Here is a 14,625-nt window from a genome sequence, read left to right on the forward strand (position 1 = left end):
GGGTACAGGCGCTCGCGCGGCGCGCCGCCACCGACCCCCGCGATCGAGACTCTAGTCTGCTCACGTGTCCGACTCGGCGACCACGCCTCCCCCTGAGTTCGCCGCAGCGCTGGAGTCGCTGCGGGCAGCGACACCGCGAGCGGAACTGCGCGTGTCGGAGATCGCCGCGCCCTCGTCGCTGGCACCGTGGGCCGTCGCACTCGCGGCGGACCTGATCCCCGGGCGCCACGCGGAGGACTCCGACCTCGGCACCGGCCGCTTCGTCCTCCTCCACGACCCGTCGGAGCCCGAGTCGTGGGGCGGGCGCTTCCGGGTCGTCTGCTTCGCGCAGGCCCCGCTCGAGACCGACATCGGCGTCGATCCGTTCCTCGCGGACGTCGCGTGGTCGTGGCTCGTCGACGCGCTCGACGCCCGCGGGGCGCGCTACGTCGCAGCCTCCGGGACCGTCACGAAGATCCTCTCGACGGGGTACGGCGAGCTCGCCCGGCAGGGCGACGGTGCCGAGCTCGAGCTCCGCGCGTCGTGGACGCCGCTCGACGCCGAGATCGCGCCTCATGTGGAAGGGTGGAGTGAGTTGCTGTGCATGCTGGCCGGCCTGCCTCCGAGCTCGGAGGGGGTGACGGCCCTTCCACGGAGGAGGAGACGTGGCTGACGAGTTCCACGTGATCGACTCCCACGACGCCTACGACGACGCGGTCGAGGCCATCGCGGGGGGCGTGGGTCCGGTCGCCGTCGACGCCGAGCGGGCGAGCGGATTCCGCTACTCGCAACGCGCGTACCTGATCCAGCTGTTCCGCCGCGACGCGGGGACGTTCCTCTTCGACCCCACGATGGTCGGCGACTTCTCGAGCCTGCAGGACGCGATCCGCGACGAGGAGTGGGTGCTGCACGCGGCCAGCCAGGACCTCGCGTGCCTCCGCGAGGTGGGCCTCGACCCGTCCGGGATCTTCGACACGGAGCTCGCGGCGCGACTGCTCGGGATGCCGCGGGTCGGCCTCGCGTCCGTGGTCGAGGAGCTCCTCGGCATCCGCCTCGCCAAGGAGCATTCGGCGGCCGACTGGTCGACCAGGCCGCTCCCCCAGTCGTGGCTGCGTTACGCCGCACTCGACGTCGAACTCCTCGTCGACGTGCGCGACCGGCTCGCCGAGCGGCTCGTCGACGCGGGCAAGGAGGAGATCGCGCGCCAGGAGTTCGACGCGACCGTCCATCGCGCCGCGAAGCCCCCGGCCGCCGAGCCGTGGCGCCGACTGAGCGGCATCCATGCGCTGCGCTCGCCCCGGAACCTCGCCGTCGCGCGCGCGCTCTGGCACGCCCGCGACGACCTGGCGGCGGAGACGGATGTCGCGCCCGGACGCCTCGTGCCGGATGCCTCGATCCTCGCGGTCGCGAAGACCCTCCCCGAGTCCAAGCGCGCGCTCGCCGACCTCAAGGCCTTCAACGGTCGCGCGAGCCGGACCGAGATCGACCGCTGGTGGGCGGCGATCGAGGAAGCGCGGACCGCCGAACCGCCCGCCTCGCGCGTGCCGAGCGATGCGCCGCCGCCCCCTCGGGCCTGGGCATCGCGGAATCCGGAGGCCGACGCACGCCTCCGGCTCGCCAAGGCGGCCGTCGGCGACGCGGCCGAGGAGATGGGCATGCCGGTCGAGAACCTGCTGACGCCCGACCACCTGCGCCGACTGGCGTGGCGTCCTCCCGTGGACGCGACGTCGGAGGCGATCGGCGACGCCCTCGAGGAGCTCGGTGCGCGACCCTGGCAGATTGCCGCTACCGCACAGATAATCGCAATCGCGTTTGTGCAGGCCGCACAATCGCTCGAAGACGCCGCACACGACGCTTCGTAGGAACCGGCAACCGATTCCGGCGGCCGCACAGGGCGTTCCTAGGATCAGGTGATCCTCCATTCGAAAGGGAGCTGCAGCGTGGCTGAACGAACTGACGTCGTATTCGTCGACGGGGTCCGTACCCCCTTCGGCAAGGCCGGCGAAAAGGGCATGTACTGGAACACCCGGGCCGATGACCTCGTGGTGAAGGCGATCGTGGGGCTCCTCGAGCGCAACCCGAACGCGCCGAAGGACCAGATCGACGACGTGGCCATCGCGGCCACCACCCAGACGGGCGACCAGGGACTCACGATCGGCCGGAGCGCCGCGATCCTCGCGGGCCTGCCGAAGTCGGTCCCCGGATTCGCGATCGACCGCATGTGCGCCGGGGCGATGACCTCGGTCGCGATGCTGGCCGGCTCGATCGGGTACGGGCAGTACCGCCTGGCGATCGGCGGCGGCGTGGAGCACATGGGCCACCACCCCATGGGCTCGGGCGTCGACCCCAACCCGCGGTTCGTGGCCGAGAAGATGGTCTCCGAGGACGCCCTCGTCATGGGCGCCACCGCCGAGCGCATCCACGACCGCTTCCCGCACCTGACCAAGGAGCGCGCCGACCGGTACGCCCTCGGCAGCCAGCAGCGCACCGCGGCGGCCTACGAGGCGGGCAAGATCCAGCAGGACCTCGTGCCCGTGGCGATCCGCACCAACGAGGGCTGGGGACTGGCGACGCGCGACGAGGTCATGCGTCCCGAGACCACCCTCGAGGGACTCGCCGGGCTGAAGACGCCGTTCCGCCCGCACGGTCGCGTCACCGCCGGCAACGCCTCCGGCCTGAACGACGGCGCCACCGCGGCACTCCTCGCCAGCGGCGACGCGGCCAAGGAGTACGGCCTGAACGTCAAGATGAAGCTCGTGAGCTACGCGTTCGCGGGGGTCGACCCGGCCATCATGGGCATCGGCCCCGTGCCGGCCACCGAGAAGGCGCTGCGGATCGCCGGCCTGAAGATGGACGACATCGGGCTCCTCGAGGTCAACGAGGCGTTCGCCGTGCAGGTGCTCTCGCTGCTCGAGCACTACGGCATCGACGACGACGACCCGCGCGTGAACCCGTGGGGCGGCGCGATCGCCGTCGGCCACCCGCTCGCCTCGTCGGGCGTGCGCCTCATGAACCAGCTCGCCAGCCAGTTCGCCGAGCGCCCCGACGTCCGCTACGGCATCACGACGATGTGCGTGGGCCTCGGCCAGGGCGGCACGATGATCTGGGAGAACCCGAACTACTCGCGCAAGGCCGCGAAGAAGGCCTGAGGAGCACCGCGATGACCGACTACACGAAGATCGACTTCACCGAGCTCGCGGGCAGGTTCGACGACGAGGTCGTCACGCACTCGTACGTGCGCGACATCCCCATCTCGGAGGGCCGCACCCTCGCGCTCGTCACCCTCGACAACGGCCGCGACCACACGCGGCCGAACACGCTCGGCCCGAACACGCTGCTCGAGTACGCCGCGACCCTCGACCGGCTCGCCGAGCGCGCCGCGGCCGGCGAGATCCACGCGGTCGCGGTGACGGGCAAGCCGTTCATCCTCGCCGCGGGCGCCGACCTGTCCAAGGTGTCGCAGCTGCCGGACCGCGAGTCGGGACTGCGCATCGCGCAGCTCGGCCACTTCGCGCTCGGCAAGCTCGCGACCGTGGGCGTGCCCTCGTTCGCGTTCATCAACGGCCTCGCGCTCGGCGGTGGCGTCGAGATCGGGCTGCACGCCGACTACCGCACCGTCGACGCGTCGCTGCCGGCCCTGGCGCTTCCCGAGGTCTTCCTCGGCATGATCCCCGGCTGGGGCGGCGCGACCCTGCTGCCGAACCTCATCGGCATCGAGAACGCGCTGAAGATCGTCGTCGAGAACCCGCTCAAGCAGAACCGCACCGTCAAGGCGCCCGACGTGCTCGAGCTCGGCATCGCCGACGTGATGTTCCCCTCCGTGAACTACCTCGAGGACTCGATCCGCTGGGCCGACGACGTCGTCTCGGGCCGCGTGAAGGTCAAGCGCCCGAACGAGCCGGGCAAGGTCGAGCGCCTCGTGAAGTGGGACGCCGCGATCGGCATCGCGAAGAAGATGCTGCAGAGCCGCATCGGCACGGTCCCGAAGTCGCCGTACGCGGCGCTCGAGCTGCTCAAGGCGGCGAAGTCGGGCACCCGCGAGGAGGGCTTCGCCCGCGAGGACGAGATGCTCGCGGACCTCGTGTCCGGCGACCAGTTCCACGCCTCGATCTACGCGTTCAACCTCGTGCAGAAGCGCACGAAGAAGCCCGCGGGAGCGCCCGACAAGGCCCTGGCGAAGCCCGTGACCAAGGTCGGCGTGCTCGGCGCCGGGTACATGGCGAGCCAGTTCGCGCTGCTCTTCGTCCGCCGACTGCAGGTGCCGGTGATCATCACCGACCTCGACCAGGAGCGCGTGGACAAGGGCGTCGCCTACATCGCCGGTGAGATCGACGCGCTGCTCGGCAAGGGCCGCATCTCCTCCGACGAGGCCAACCGGCTCAAGGCCCTCGTGCACGGCACGACCGACAAGTCGGAGTTCGCGGACTGCGACTGGGTCATCGAGGCGGTGTTCGAGGAGCTCGCGATCAAGCAGGACGTGTTCGCCGAGATCGAGCAGTACATCTCCCCGGAGGCGGTGCTCGCCACGAACACCTCGTCGCTCTCGGTCGAGCAGATCGGCGCCAAGCTCGCCCACCCGGAGCGGGTCGTGGGCTTCCACTTCTTCACCCCGGTCGCGGTGATGCCGCTCATCGAGGTCGTGAACACGTCGAAGACGGATGACGCGACGCTCTCGACCGCGATGGTCACCGCGGCGAAGCTGAAGAAGAACGCCGTGATCACGGCCGACACGCCGGGCTTCGTCGTGAACCGCCTCCTCGCGGTGCTCCTCGGCGAGGCGATGCGCGCGGTCGACGAGGGCACCTCGTTCGAGACGGTCGACGAGGCGATCGCGCCGCTCGGGCTGCCGATGGCACCGTCGGCGCTGCTCGACCTCGTCGGGCTGAAGGTCGGCGCGCACGTGCTCGACACCCACCACGCGGCGTTCCCGGACCGGTTCTACCGCTCCGAGAACCTGCACGCGCTGGCCGACTACGGCAAGCTGCTCGACAAGGACGACAAGGGCCGGGCGAAGGGCTTCGACAAGGGTGCGCTCAAGATCGTCGCAGGCGGCACCAACCCCTCGACCGCGGAGGAGATCCTCACCCGGCTCGAGGACGGCCTCGCGCGCGAGACGCGGCTGATGCTCGACGACGAGGTCGTCGCAGCGGCCGAGGACATCGACCTGTGCATGATCCTCGGTGCCGGATTCCCGTTCCAGATGGGCGGACTCACGCCGTACCTCGACCGTGTGGGCGCCTCGGAGCGCGTGTTCGGCGACACGTTCCACCACCCGCCCGTCAAGGGCGTCGAGTCCTGACCGACCGCTGAACGCCGAACGGCCCCCGACGCGATGTCGGGGGCCGTTCGTATGCTCCTCAGCGTGACGCGCATCCAGTACTACGTGGCCTCGACACTCGACGGCTTCATCGCCGACGAGCACGACGGGCTCGAGTGGCTCCTCCAGTTCGGCATGGAGGACTTCAGCGACCACTACGAACGCTTCTTCGCCTCGGTCGGCGCGCTGGTCCTCGGCGCCACGACCTACGAGTGGGTCCTCCGCGAAGGCGGTGGGTGGCCCTACGGCGAGCTGCCGACCTGGGTGCTCACGCATCGCACGCTCGAGACGCCCGAGGGCGCCGACATCCGCTTCGCCGATGGCGATGTGGCTGCCGTGGCGGATGCCGCGACCGCAGCCGCAGGCGGACGGAACGTGTGGGTCGTGGGCGGTGGGCCGGTCGCCGCCCAGTTCCTCGCGGCGGGGCGCCTCGACGACCTGCTCGTGACGTACATGCCCGTCGCGCTGGGGCGCGGACGACCGCTGCTGCCGGTCTCGGAGGTCACGCCCGTGCTCACGCTCACCGGGCTCACCCGTCTCGGTGACGCGGTCGAGCACGTCTACCGCATCGACTGACGCGGAGCCGGGAAGCGCCGGTGCGAGGCGAGGTCGATCCTCGGCTCAGACGCGCGGCTGCGCCCCCGTGCCCGTCGGGACCTCGATGCCCGCGTTGCGGGCGTGCGGGAGCTTGCTGCCGAGCACCATCGCAGTGACGTCGCGGGCGATGTGCTGGGGCGTGAGGCCGACGCGCTCGAGGATGTCGCCACGCGAACCGTGGTCCAGGAACTCGTCGGGCAGGCCGACCTCGGTGACCGCCGTGTCCACTCCGGCCTCTCGCAGGTCCTGGCGGATCCGGGTGCCGATGCCGCCGACGCGGATCCCGTCCTCGATGCTCACGACGATGCGGTACTCCCCCGCGAGCGAGACGACGCTCTCGGGGACGGGCACGACCCAGCGGGGGTCGACGACCGTCGCCCCGATCCCCTGCGCCTCCAGCTTGCGGGCGACCTCGAGCCCGATGCCGGCCATCGGGCCGACCGTCACGATCAGCACGTCGCGGCGATCGGACTCCGTGAGGACGTCGACCCCGTCGTGCGTGCGGCGGATCGCGTCGTACTCGGTGCCGACCGTGCCCTTCGGGAAGCGGAGGACCGTCGGCGCATCGCCGACTCGCACCGCCTCGGCGAGCTCCTCGGCGAGGCGGACGGAGTCGCGCGGCGCCGCGAGGCGGATGCCGGGGACGACCTGCAGGATCGAGAGGTCCCAGACGCCGTGGTGGCTGGGACCGTCCGGCCCGGTGACGCCCGCCCGATCGAGCACGAACGTCACGCCGGCCCGGTGCAGGGCGACATCCATGAGGACCTGGTCGAACGCCCGGTTGATGAAGGTCGCGTACACGGCGACCACCGGGTGCAGGCCGCCGAAGGCGAGGCCCGCTGCGGAGGTCACCGCGTGCTGCTCGGCGATGCCGACGTCGAACACCCGGTTCGGGAAGCGCTCGGCCATGCGGTGCAGCCCCGTGGGCCGCAGCATCGCCGCGGTGATGCCGACGAGTCGCTCGTCGCGCTCGGCGAGTGTCACGAGTTCGTCGGCGAAGACGCTCGTCCACGACGGCGCGGACGCCGTCTCGAGCGACTCGCCCGTCTCGGGGTCGATCTGGCCGACCGCGTGGAACTGGTCGGCGGCATCGCGTCGGGCCGGCTCGTACCCGCGACCCTTCTCGGTGATCGCGTGCACGATCACCGGGGCACCGTAGTCCTTCGCCTGGCGCAGCGCTGCTTCGAGCGCGCGCTCGTCGTGACCGTCGATCGGGCCGATGTACTTGATGTCGAGATTCGAGTACAGCGCCTCGTTGCCGCTGACCCGGCTGAGGAAGCCGTGCAGGCCGCCGCGGACGCCTCGGTAGATCGCCCGACCCGGCGATCCGAGACGATCGAACGCGCTGCGACTCTTCAGGTGCAGCGATCGGTACGACTGCTTCGTGCGCACCGAGTTCAGGAAGCGCGCCATCCCGCCGATGGTCGGCGCGTAGGAGCGCCCGTTGTCGTTGACGACGACCACGAGGTTGCGGGTGTTGTCGTCGGAGATGTTGTTCAGCGCCTCCCAGGTCATCCCGCCCGTGAGCGCGCCGTCGCCGACGACGGCGACGACGTGGCGGTCTCCCTGTCCGGTCATCTCGAAGGCCTTCGAGATGCCGTCGGCCCACGAGAGCGAACTCGAGGCGTGCGAGCTCTCGACGACGTCGTGCTCGGACTCGGAGCGCTGCGGGTAGCCCGCGAGTCCGCCCGTCTGGCGCAGGGTCGTGAAGTCCTTCCGACCGGTCAGGAGCTTGTGCACGTACGACTGGTGTCCGGTGTCGAAGATGATGGGGTCGCGCGGCGAATCGAACACGCGGTGGATCGCGAGCGTGAGCTCGACGACGCCGAGGTTGGGGCCGAGGTGCCCGCCGGTCTTCGACACGTCGGCGACGAGCACCTCGCGGATCTCGCGGGCGAGCTCCTCCACCTCGTCGTCGGACAGCGCATCGAGGTCGCGTGGTCCGCGGATCGTGTCGAGCAGCCTCATCCGTCGTGCCTCCGGGTGCGAGGGGCGCCGTGCGCCCGGGTTTCGTTCGAGTGTACGCCGGACGACCTGTGAGCCCCGGCAGAGATCGGGGGCGGCGAGCCGAAGCCCGCCGCCCCCTCGTGCGCCGTCGTCAGACGAGGCTGCGGAGCACGTACTGCAGGATGCCGCCGTTGCGGTAGTAGTCGGCCTCACCGGGGGTGTCGATGCGGACGACCGCGTCGAACTCGACCGTCTGCTTGCCCTCGGGCGAGAACTCGCTCGGCTCGGCCGTGACGCGCACCGTCTTCGGCGTGACGCCCTCGTTCAGCTGCTCGAGGCCCGAGATCGAGACGACCTCGGTGCCGTCGAGGCCGAGCGACTCGGCGGACTCGCCGGCGGGGAACTGCAGCGGGACGACGCCCATGCCGATGAGGTTCGACCGGTGGATGCGCTCGAAGCTCTCGGTGATGACGGCCTTCACGCCGAGGAGGCTCGTGCCCTTCGCGGCCCAGTCGCGGCTCGAACCGGAGCCGTACTCCTTGCCGCCGAAGATGACGAGCGGGATGCCCTGCGCCTGGTAGTTCATCGACGCGTCGTAGATGAACGACTGCGGGCCGCCCTCCTGCGTGAAGTCGCGCGTGTACCCGCCCTCGACGCCGTCGAGGAGCTGGTTGCGCAGGCGGATGTTCGCGAACGTGCCTCGGATCATGACCTCGTGGTTGCCGCGGCGCGACCCGTAGGAGTTGAAGTCCTTGCGGTCGACGCCGTGCTCCGTGAGGTAGTGGCCCGCGGGGCTGTCGGCCTTGATCGAGCCGGCCGGCGAGATGTGGTCGGTCGTGACCGAGTCGCCGAGCCGGGCCAGGACGCGGGCGCCGACGATGTCGGAGACCGGCGTCGTCTCGATGGTCATGCCGTCGAAGTACGGGGGCTTGCGGACGTAGGTCGACTCGGCGTCCCACTCGAAGGTCGCGCCGGTCGGCGTCGGCAGCGTGCGCCACCGCTCGTCGCCCTCGAACACGCTCGCGTACTGGTGGTCGAACATGTCCTTGTCGATCGAGGAGTCGATCGTGGCCTGCACCTCGGACGCGTCCGGCCAGATGTCCTTCAGGTAGACCTCGTTGCCGTCGGAGTCCGTGCCGAGCGGGTCGTTCTCGAAGTCGAAGTTCATCGTCCCGGCGAGCGAGTACGCGATCACGAGCGGCGGGCTCGCGAGGTAGTTCATCTTCACGTCGGGGTTGATGCGACCCTCGAAGTTGCGGTTGCCCGAGAGCACCGCGGTCACGGCGAGGTCGTTCTGCTGCACGGCGGCCGAGACCTCCTCGATGAGGGGCCCGGAGTTGCCGATGCAGGTGGTGCAGCCGTAGCCGACCGTGTAGAAGCCGAGGTCCTCGAGGTCCTGCGTCAGGCCGGCCTTCTCGTAGTAGTCGGTGACGACCTTCGAGCCCGGGGCGAGCGTCGTCTTCACCCACGGCTTCGCCTTCAGGCCCCGCTTCACCGCGTTGCGGGCGAGGAGGCCCGCGGCGAGCATGACCGACGGGTTCGACGTGTTCGTGCACGAGGTGATGGCGGCGATCGTCACGGCACCGTGGTCGAGCGTGTAGGCCGTGCCATCCGCAAGTTCGACCGAGGTCGGCTTCGACGCCGTCTTCGGCGCGTGCGACCGGTGGTGGTGCATGTGGTGGTTGTGCTCGTCCTCCGGCGAGTTGCCGGGCGGGTCGGATGCCGGGAAGGACTCGGCGATCTCGAGGTCGACCAGGTCGTGGTCGACGTCGGCGTAGTTGGTCAGGTCGGACTCGAACTGCGACTTCGCCTCGGAGAGCACGATGCGGTCCTGAGGACGCTTGGGACCGGCGATCGAGGGGACGACCGTCGAGAGGTCGAGCTCGAGGTACTCGGAGTACACGGCCTCGTTGTCGGCGTCGTGCCAGAGCTTCTGCTCCTTGGCGTAGGCCTCGACGAGCGCGAGCTGCTCCTCGCTGCGACCGGTGAGGCGCAGGTAGTCGATCGTGACGCCGTCGATCGGGAACATCGCGGCGGTCGAGCCGAACTCGGGGCTCATGTTGCCGATGGTCGCGCGGTTGGCGAGCGGCACGGATGCCACGCCGGTGCCGTAGAACTCGACGAACTTGCCGACCACGCCGTGCTTGCGCAGCATGTCGGTGATCGTGAGCACGACGTCGGTCGCGGTGACGCCCGCCGGGATGGCGCCGGAGAGCTTGAAGCCGACGACCTTGGGGATGAGCATGGACACGGGCTGGCCGAGCATGGCCGCCTCCGCCTCGATGCCGCCGACGCCCCAGCCGAGGACGCCGAGCCCGTTGACCATGGTGGTGTGCGAGTCGGTGCCGACGCAGGTGTCGGGGTAGGCACGGGTCACGCCGTCGACATCGCGGTGGTAGATGACCTTCGCGAGGTGCTCGATGTTGACCTGGTGCACGATGCCGGTGCCGGGCGGGACGACCTTGAAGTCGTCGAACGCGGTCTGGCCCCAGCGCAGGAACTGGTAGCGCTCGCCGTTGCGCTCGTACTCGATCTCGACGTTGCGCTCGAGCGCGTTCTCCGTGCCGAACAGGTCGGCGATGACCGAGTGGTCGATGACCATCTCGGCGGGCGAGAGCGGGTTGATCCGGTTCGGGTCGCCACCGAGCGCGACGACGGCCTCGCGCATGGTTGCGAGGTCGACGATGCAGGGCACGCCCGTGAAGTCCTGCATCACCACGCGCGCGGGCGTGAACTGGATCTCCGTGTCGGGGTCGGCGGTCGGCACCCAGGAGCCGAGGGCCTGGATCTGCTCCTTGGTGACGTTGGCGCCGTCCTCGGTGCGGAGCAGGTTCTCGAGCAGCACCTTCAGGCTGAACGGGAGCTTCTCGTGCCCGGCGACGGTGTCGATCCGGTAGATCTCATACGAGGCATCTCCGACCTGGAGCGTGTCCTTCGCCCCGAAACTGTTCACTGCAGACACGATGTCCTCTCCTTCGCGGATGCCGCGGACGCGGCCCTTCCCGGCGTCACCCGCGGTGGTTCGCCGGTGGCCGCCCCAGCAAGGCTAGCCCAACCGCGTCACCGGCCGACAGGCCGCCGGCCGCACCCGTGATTTATCTTGATGTCGAGATAACTGTATCACTCGGCGGCGCGCTTCGCGGGGTAGACCGCGCGCACCACGAGCCACGAGAACACGAGCAGCAGGGCGTAGAGCGGCACTCCCATGAGCAGGCGGGTCGCACCGAGCGCCTCGACGTTGCCCGCGTAGTAGAACGGCACCTGCACGAGCAGCCGAGCGACGAACATTCCGAGCCAGACGACCGTCAGGAACTGCATCGCGCGGTACTTCCGCCGCTCGCGGCGCCACGCGGTGCCGTCGCCCATCAGGAATCCGACGATGATGCCGACGAGGGGCCATCGAACGAGGAGCGAGACGAGGATCGCGACGGCGTAGGCGGCGTTGGTGTAGAAGCCGATGACGTAGTTGTCCTCGGCACGCCCGGTCCAGAGGGAGAGCGCAGCGGATGCCGCCACGCCGATGAGCCCGGCGATCGCCTGCGTCGGCTGGCTCCGCGTGAACAGGCGCAGCGCCGTGAACACGACGGCGAGGCCGAGCGAGGCCCCGAGCGCCCAGCCGAGCTCGCGCGTGAACGTGTAGACGACGAGGAAGACGAGGCCGGGCAGGATCGCCTCGGCGAGCCCGCGGATGCCGCCCAGCGCGCCGACGAGGTCGGCGGGGGTCAGCGTCTCGTCGCGGGCGATCCGGCCGAGGCCGGACTTCTCGGCGGCTGCGGCGACCTGGCGGCCGAACTCGGCTGCCGTGTCATCCGTCTCATCGCCGTCCGGGGACCCGGCGCTTCCGGGCTGGTCGCGGTCGGTGCGGTCGGCGGCGTGGTCCTCGCTCACGCGGGCTGACCACCCGAGGACGGCGCCGGCATGCGGAGCGGGATCAGGTCGCGCGGGGGCATGGGCGTGTTCCCGCGCACGACGACGATCGACCGGAACAGGTCCTCGATCTTCGCGGCCGCCGCGGGATCGGCCGCGGCCTCGCCGGCGATGACGCCGCGCAGGAACCAGCGCGGCCCGTCGACGCCGATGAAGCGCGCGAGTCGCATCTTGCCCGCCTGCCCCTCGGCGGTGGTCACGGGGATCTGCGCGAGCAGTTCTGGGCCGAACGTGCCCTCGCGCACCTGCGTCGACCCGCCCTGCCGGGAGATCTGCTCGGCGATCTGGCCTCGGATCTCGTGCCAGAGGCCGCTCGACCGGGGCGCCGAGAACGGCTGCACCTGCAGGGTCGAGTTGGCGTAGTCGAGCCCGACCGCGACCACGCGCTTCGTGCCCTCCTCGACCTCGAGGCGCAGGTGCAGTCCCTCGCGGGGCAGGACCTTGACGCCGCCGAGGTCGACGTACGGGCGGACCGGGTTGGCCTCGGACTCGTCCAGCGGGCCGTTCGTCGCGCGGTCCTCCGGCGCGGACTTGGGGTGGTCGACGGGGATGTCGTCGATGTTCTCGATGTCGCTCACGCGTGTGCTCCTGACTGGTTCGCCCCGAATCCGGTGGATCCGAATCCTCCCTCGCCGCGAAGGCTCCCGGGCAGCTTCTCGACCTCGACGAACCGCGCTCGGCTCACCGGCATGACCACCAGCTGCGCGATCCGGTCGCCCGCCTCGATCCGGTACGGCTCGCGGGCATCGGTGTTCAGCAGTGCGACCTTGATCTCGCCGCGGTAGCCCGCATCGACCGTGCCGGGCGCGTTCACGATGGTGAGGCCGTGCTTGAACGCCAGCCCCGACCGCGGGACCACGAACGCGACGTAGCCGTCGGGCAGTGCGATCGCGACGCCGGTGCCGACGGTGGCGCGCTCACCGGGCTCGAGCACGACGGACTCGGCGGCGTGCAGGTCGGCTCCGGCATCGCCCGGGTGGGCGTAGGCGGGGACGTGGTCGGCCGTGATCAGCACATCGACGGAATCGGTCACCGTTCGAGGGTAGTGCAGAAGTCTGGTCTGATAGTTCCATGCCCGACTACCGCGAACGGCTCTGGCCGACGCCCTGGATCTACCTCATCAGCCTGCTGCTCGTCCCGGCGAGCATCCTCGTGCTCGCCCCGGTGTCGCTGCCCGCGGGCATCGCGACCGGCGTTCTCCTCTACGTGGCGGTCGCCGGCTCGCTGACGCTCACGTCGCCGGTCGTCGAGGTCGCCGACGGACGGTTCCGTGCGGGGCGCGCCTCCGTGCCGCTCGAGCTCACGGGCGAGGCGATCCCCGCCGAGGGCGAGGCCGCGCGGACCGAACGAGGAACCGGGCTCGACGCCCGGGCGTACCTCGTGATCCGCGGATGGGTCAAGGACGTCGTGCGGGTGCCCATCGAGGATGCCGCGGACCCGGCGCCGTACTGGCTCGTGTCGACGCGTCATCCGCACGAAATGGCCGCCGCGATCAACGGATCGCGACGGCCTCGTGTCGGTGGGGAGCCCGCCTAGGCGGCGCACTCCAGGCAGATCGGCCCGAGCTTGGTCTCGTGGTCGATCTGCGAGCGGTGCTTCACGAGGAAGCAGCTGACGCAGGTGAACTCATCCGCCTGCGGCGGCAGCACGACGACGTCGAGTTCGACGTCGGACAGGTCGGCTCCCGCCAGGTCGAAGCTGCCGGGGTTGTCGGCGTCCTCGACGTCGACGCTTCCCGACATCTTGTCGGGCACGCGCTCCTTGAGGGCCTCGATCGACTCGGAGTCGTCTTCGGTCTTCCGCGGCGCGTCGTAATCCGTTGCCATTCCCATCCTTTTTCCATTGCCGAGGATTCGGCGGCCATAGTCTGCACGAAATCAAGTGCGTAAGCAAACCATCCGTCGACCGTCCGAACCGGTTGAATGCACAACTCACGGCACGCCCGGCGTATTCCCAGCACACGCGGGACCCGCATGGCATCCTTGGGCGGAGATCAAGGGCACGGAAGGGCTTCTCGCCATGCAGGAACTCAAGGTGATCGGGGTCGAGAGCGGCGCCCTCATCGCGGCCTCGGACGACGGCGCGCGATTCCGTATCGAGGTCGACGAGGTGCTGCAGTCCCGCATCCGCCAGGCCGTGCCGGAGACGCGCACCGGACCGAAGCTCTCCCCGCGCGAGGTGCAGGCGCACATCCGCTCCGGCCTGTCGGCCGAGGAGGTCGCCGAGCTCACGGGCGCGTCGGTCGACGACATCCGCCGATTCGAGGGGCCGGTGATCGCCGAGCGCGAACACATGGTCACCTCCGCCCTCGCCGTCCCGACCCACGCCGAGCCCGCCGAGGGCGACGAGCCGATGTCGTTCGGCTCGATGGTGCGCGAGCGCCTCGCGGGGCTGGGCGCGCACGGCGAGCGCTGGGCGAGCTGGAAGGACGAGGAGCGGGGCTGGATGGTCAAGCTCGAGTTCACGGCCGACGGCATCGACCACGACGCGCGGTGGTCGTTCGAGCCGCGCAAGCAGGCGCTTCACCCGCAGAACGCCGATGCGACGACGCTCTCGAAGCAGGGCGAGGTTCGGGGCGGGATGATTCCGCGGTTGCGGGCGGTCTCGACCTCCGATGACGCCTCCCGCTTCGACAGCGGCGCGTTCACCTTCGACGCCACCGACTCCGCGGACGACGACACCGCGCCGCAGCCCGAACTCGCCGCCGCTCGATCGACGCCTGCGCCGAGCGGGCCCGGTGCGTCGACGACGACCGCCGCGTCGAGCGCTGCGGTCACACGTGCCGCCATCAAGCGAGCGGATGAGCCGGCACCGCCCACCGGCGAGACGGCCGACCTGCTCGAGGCGCTGCGCCGACG

At 70.3% G+C, this 14,625-nt stretch carries 13 protein-coding genes; 7 read left to right on the forward strand and 6 right to left on the reverse strand.

Features of this window, described 5'->3' with window-relative positions:
* Window positions 1–64: 64 nt before the first annotated feature.
* The 5 genes from ESO86_RS00815 (at window position 65) to ESO86_RS00835 (ending at window position 5,872) form a co-directional block, all read left to right on the forward strand.
* Entirely contained in the window at window positions 65–652 is a 588-nt protein-coding gene (locus ESO86_RS00815) for a DUF3000 domain-containing protein (RefSeq protein WP_129233001.1), read from the forward strand.
* Window positions 645–1,841 (forward strand): ribonuclease D, encoded by a 1,197-nt coding sequence (locus ESO86_RS00820; protein ID WP_129233002.1) that lies wholly within the window; start codon window positions 645–647, stop codon window positions 1,839–1,841. Before ESO86_RS00815 ends, ESO86_RS00820 begins: the two co-directional genes overlap by 8 nt.
* A 78-nt stretch (window positions 1,842–1,919) precedes the next feature.
* Window positions 1,920–3,128 (forward strand): thiolase family protein, encoded by a 1,209-nt coding sequence (locus ESO86_RS00825; RefSeq protein ID WP_129233003.1) that lies wholly within the window; start codon window positions 1,920–1,922, stop codon window positions 3,126–3,128.
* A gap of 11 nt (window positions 3,129–3,139) precedes the next feature.
* Complete coding sequence (locus tag ESO86_RS00830) at window positions 3,140–5,278, forward strand: 3-hydroxyacyl-CoA dehydrogenase NAD-binding domain-containing protein (protein ID WP_129233004.1); 2,139 nt, start codon at window positions 3,140–3,142, stop codon at window positions 5,276–5,278.
* 63 nt (window positions 5,279–5,341) lie between these two features.
* Window positions 5,342–5,872: a dihydrofolate reductase family protein gene (locus ESO86_RS00835; RefSeq protein WP_242492134.1), complete on the forward strand. Its 531-nt coding sequence runs from the start codon at window positions 5,342–5,344 to the stop codon at window positions 5,870–5,872.
* 45 nt (window positions 5,873–5,917) lie between these two features.
* Here the strand turns inward: ESO86_RS00835 and dxs are convergent, their stop codons facing one another.
* The 5 genes from dxs to dut form a co-directional block, all read right to left on the reverse strand.
* A complete protein-coding gene (dxs, locus tag ESO86_RS00840) occupies window positions 5,918–7,861 on the reverse strand; it encodes a 1-deoxy-D-xylulose-5-phosphate synthase (protein ID WP_129233006.1) in 1,944 nt (647 codons plus the stop codon).
* 130 nt (window positions 7,862–7,991) lie between these two features.
* Entirely contained in the window at window positions 7,992–10,802 is a 2,811-nt protein-coding gene (gene acnA / locus ESO86_RS00845; protein ID WP_129233007.1) for an aconitate hydratase AcnA, read from the reverse strand.
* 158 nt (window positions 10,803–10,960) lie between these two features.
* Window positions 10,961–11,728, reverse strand: coding sequence for a DUF3159 domain-containing protein (locus ESO86_RS00850; protein WP_129233008.1), 768 nt, complete (start codon window positions 11,726–11,728; stop codon window positions 10,961–10,963).
* Window positions 11,725–12,345, reverse strand: coding sequence for a DUF3710 domain-containing protein (locus ESO86_RS00855; RefSeq protein WP_129233009.1), 621 nt, complete (start codon window positions 12,343–12,345; stop codon window positions 11,725–11,727). The genes ESO86_RS00850 and ESO86_RS00855 overlap by 4 nt, the downstream gene beginning before the upstream one ends.
* Window positions 12,342–12,800: a dUTP diphosphatase gene (gene dut / locus ESO86_RS00860; RefSeq protein WP_129233010.1), complete on the reverse strand. Its 459-nt coding sequence runs from the start codon at window positions 12,798–12,800 to the stop codon at window positions 12,342–12,344. The genes ESO86_RS00855 and dut overlap by 4 nt, the downstream gene beginning before the upstream one ends.
* Before the next feature lie 38 nt (window positions 12,801–12,838).
* Here dut and ESO86_RS00865 point away from each other — a divergent pair, with 38 nt between their 5' ends.
* Window positions 12,839–13,303 (forward strand): DUF3093 domain-containing protein, encoded by a 465-nt coding sequence (locus ESO86_RS00865; RefSeq protein ID WP_129233011.1) that lies wholly within the window; start codon window positions 12,839–12,841, stop codon window positions 13,301–13,303.
* Here ESO86_RS00865 and ESO86_RS00870 read toward each other — a convergent pair.
* On the reverse strand, window positions 13,300–13,593 hold the full coding sequence (locus ESO86_RS00870; RefSeq protein WP_129233012.1) for a DUF4193 domain-containing protein: 294 nt from the start codon (window positions 13,591–13,593) through the stop codon (window positions 13,300–13,302). The genes ESO86_RS00865 and ESO86_RS00870 overlap by 4 nt on opposite strands.
* A gap of 193 nt (window positions 13,594–13,786) precedes the next feature.
* Between ESO86_RS00870 and sepH the strand changes: the two genes are divergently transcribed.
* Window positions 13,787–14,625: septation protein SepH (gene sepH, locus ESO86_RS00875; RefSeq protein WP_165307187.1), on the forward strand; the 839-nt coding region annotated here is incomplete at its 3' end.

Source organism: Agromyces binzhouensis, assembly GCF_004135055.1.
Classification (GTDB): Bacteria; Actinomycetota; Actinomycetes; order Actinomycetales; family Microbacteriaceae; genus Agromyces; species Agromyces binzhouensis.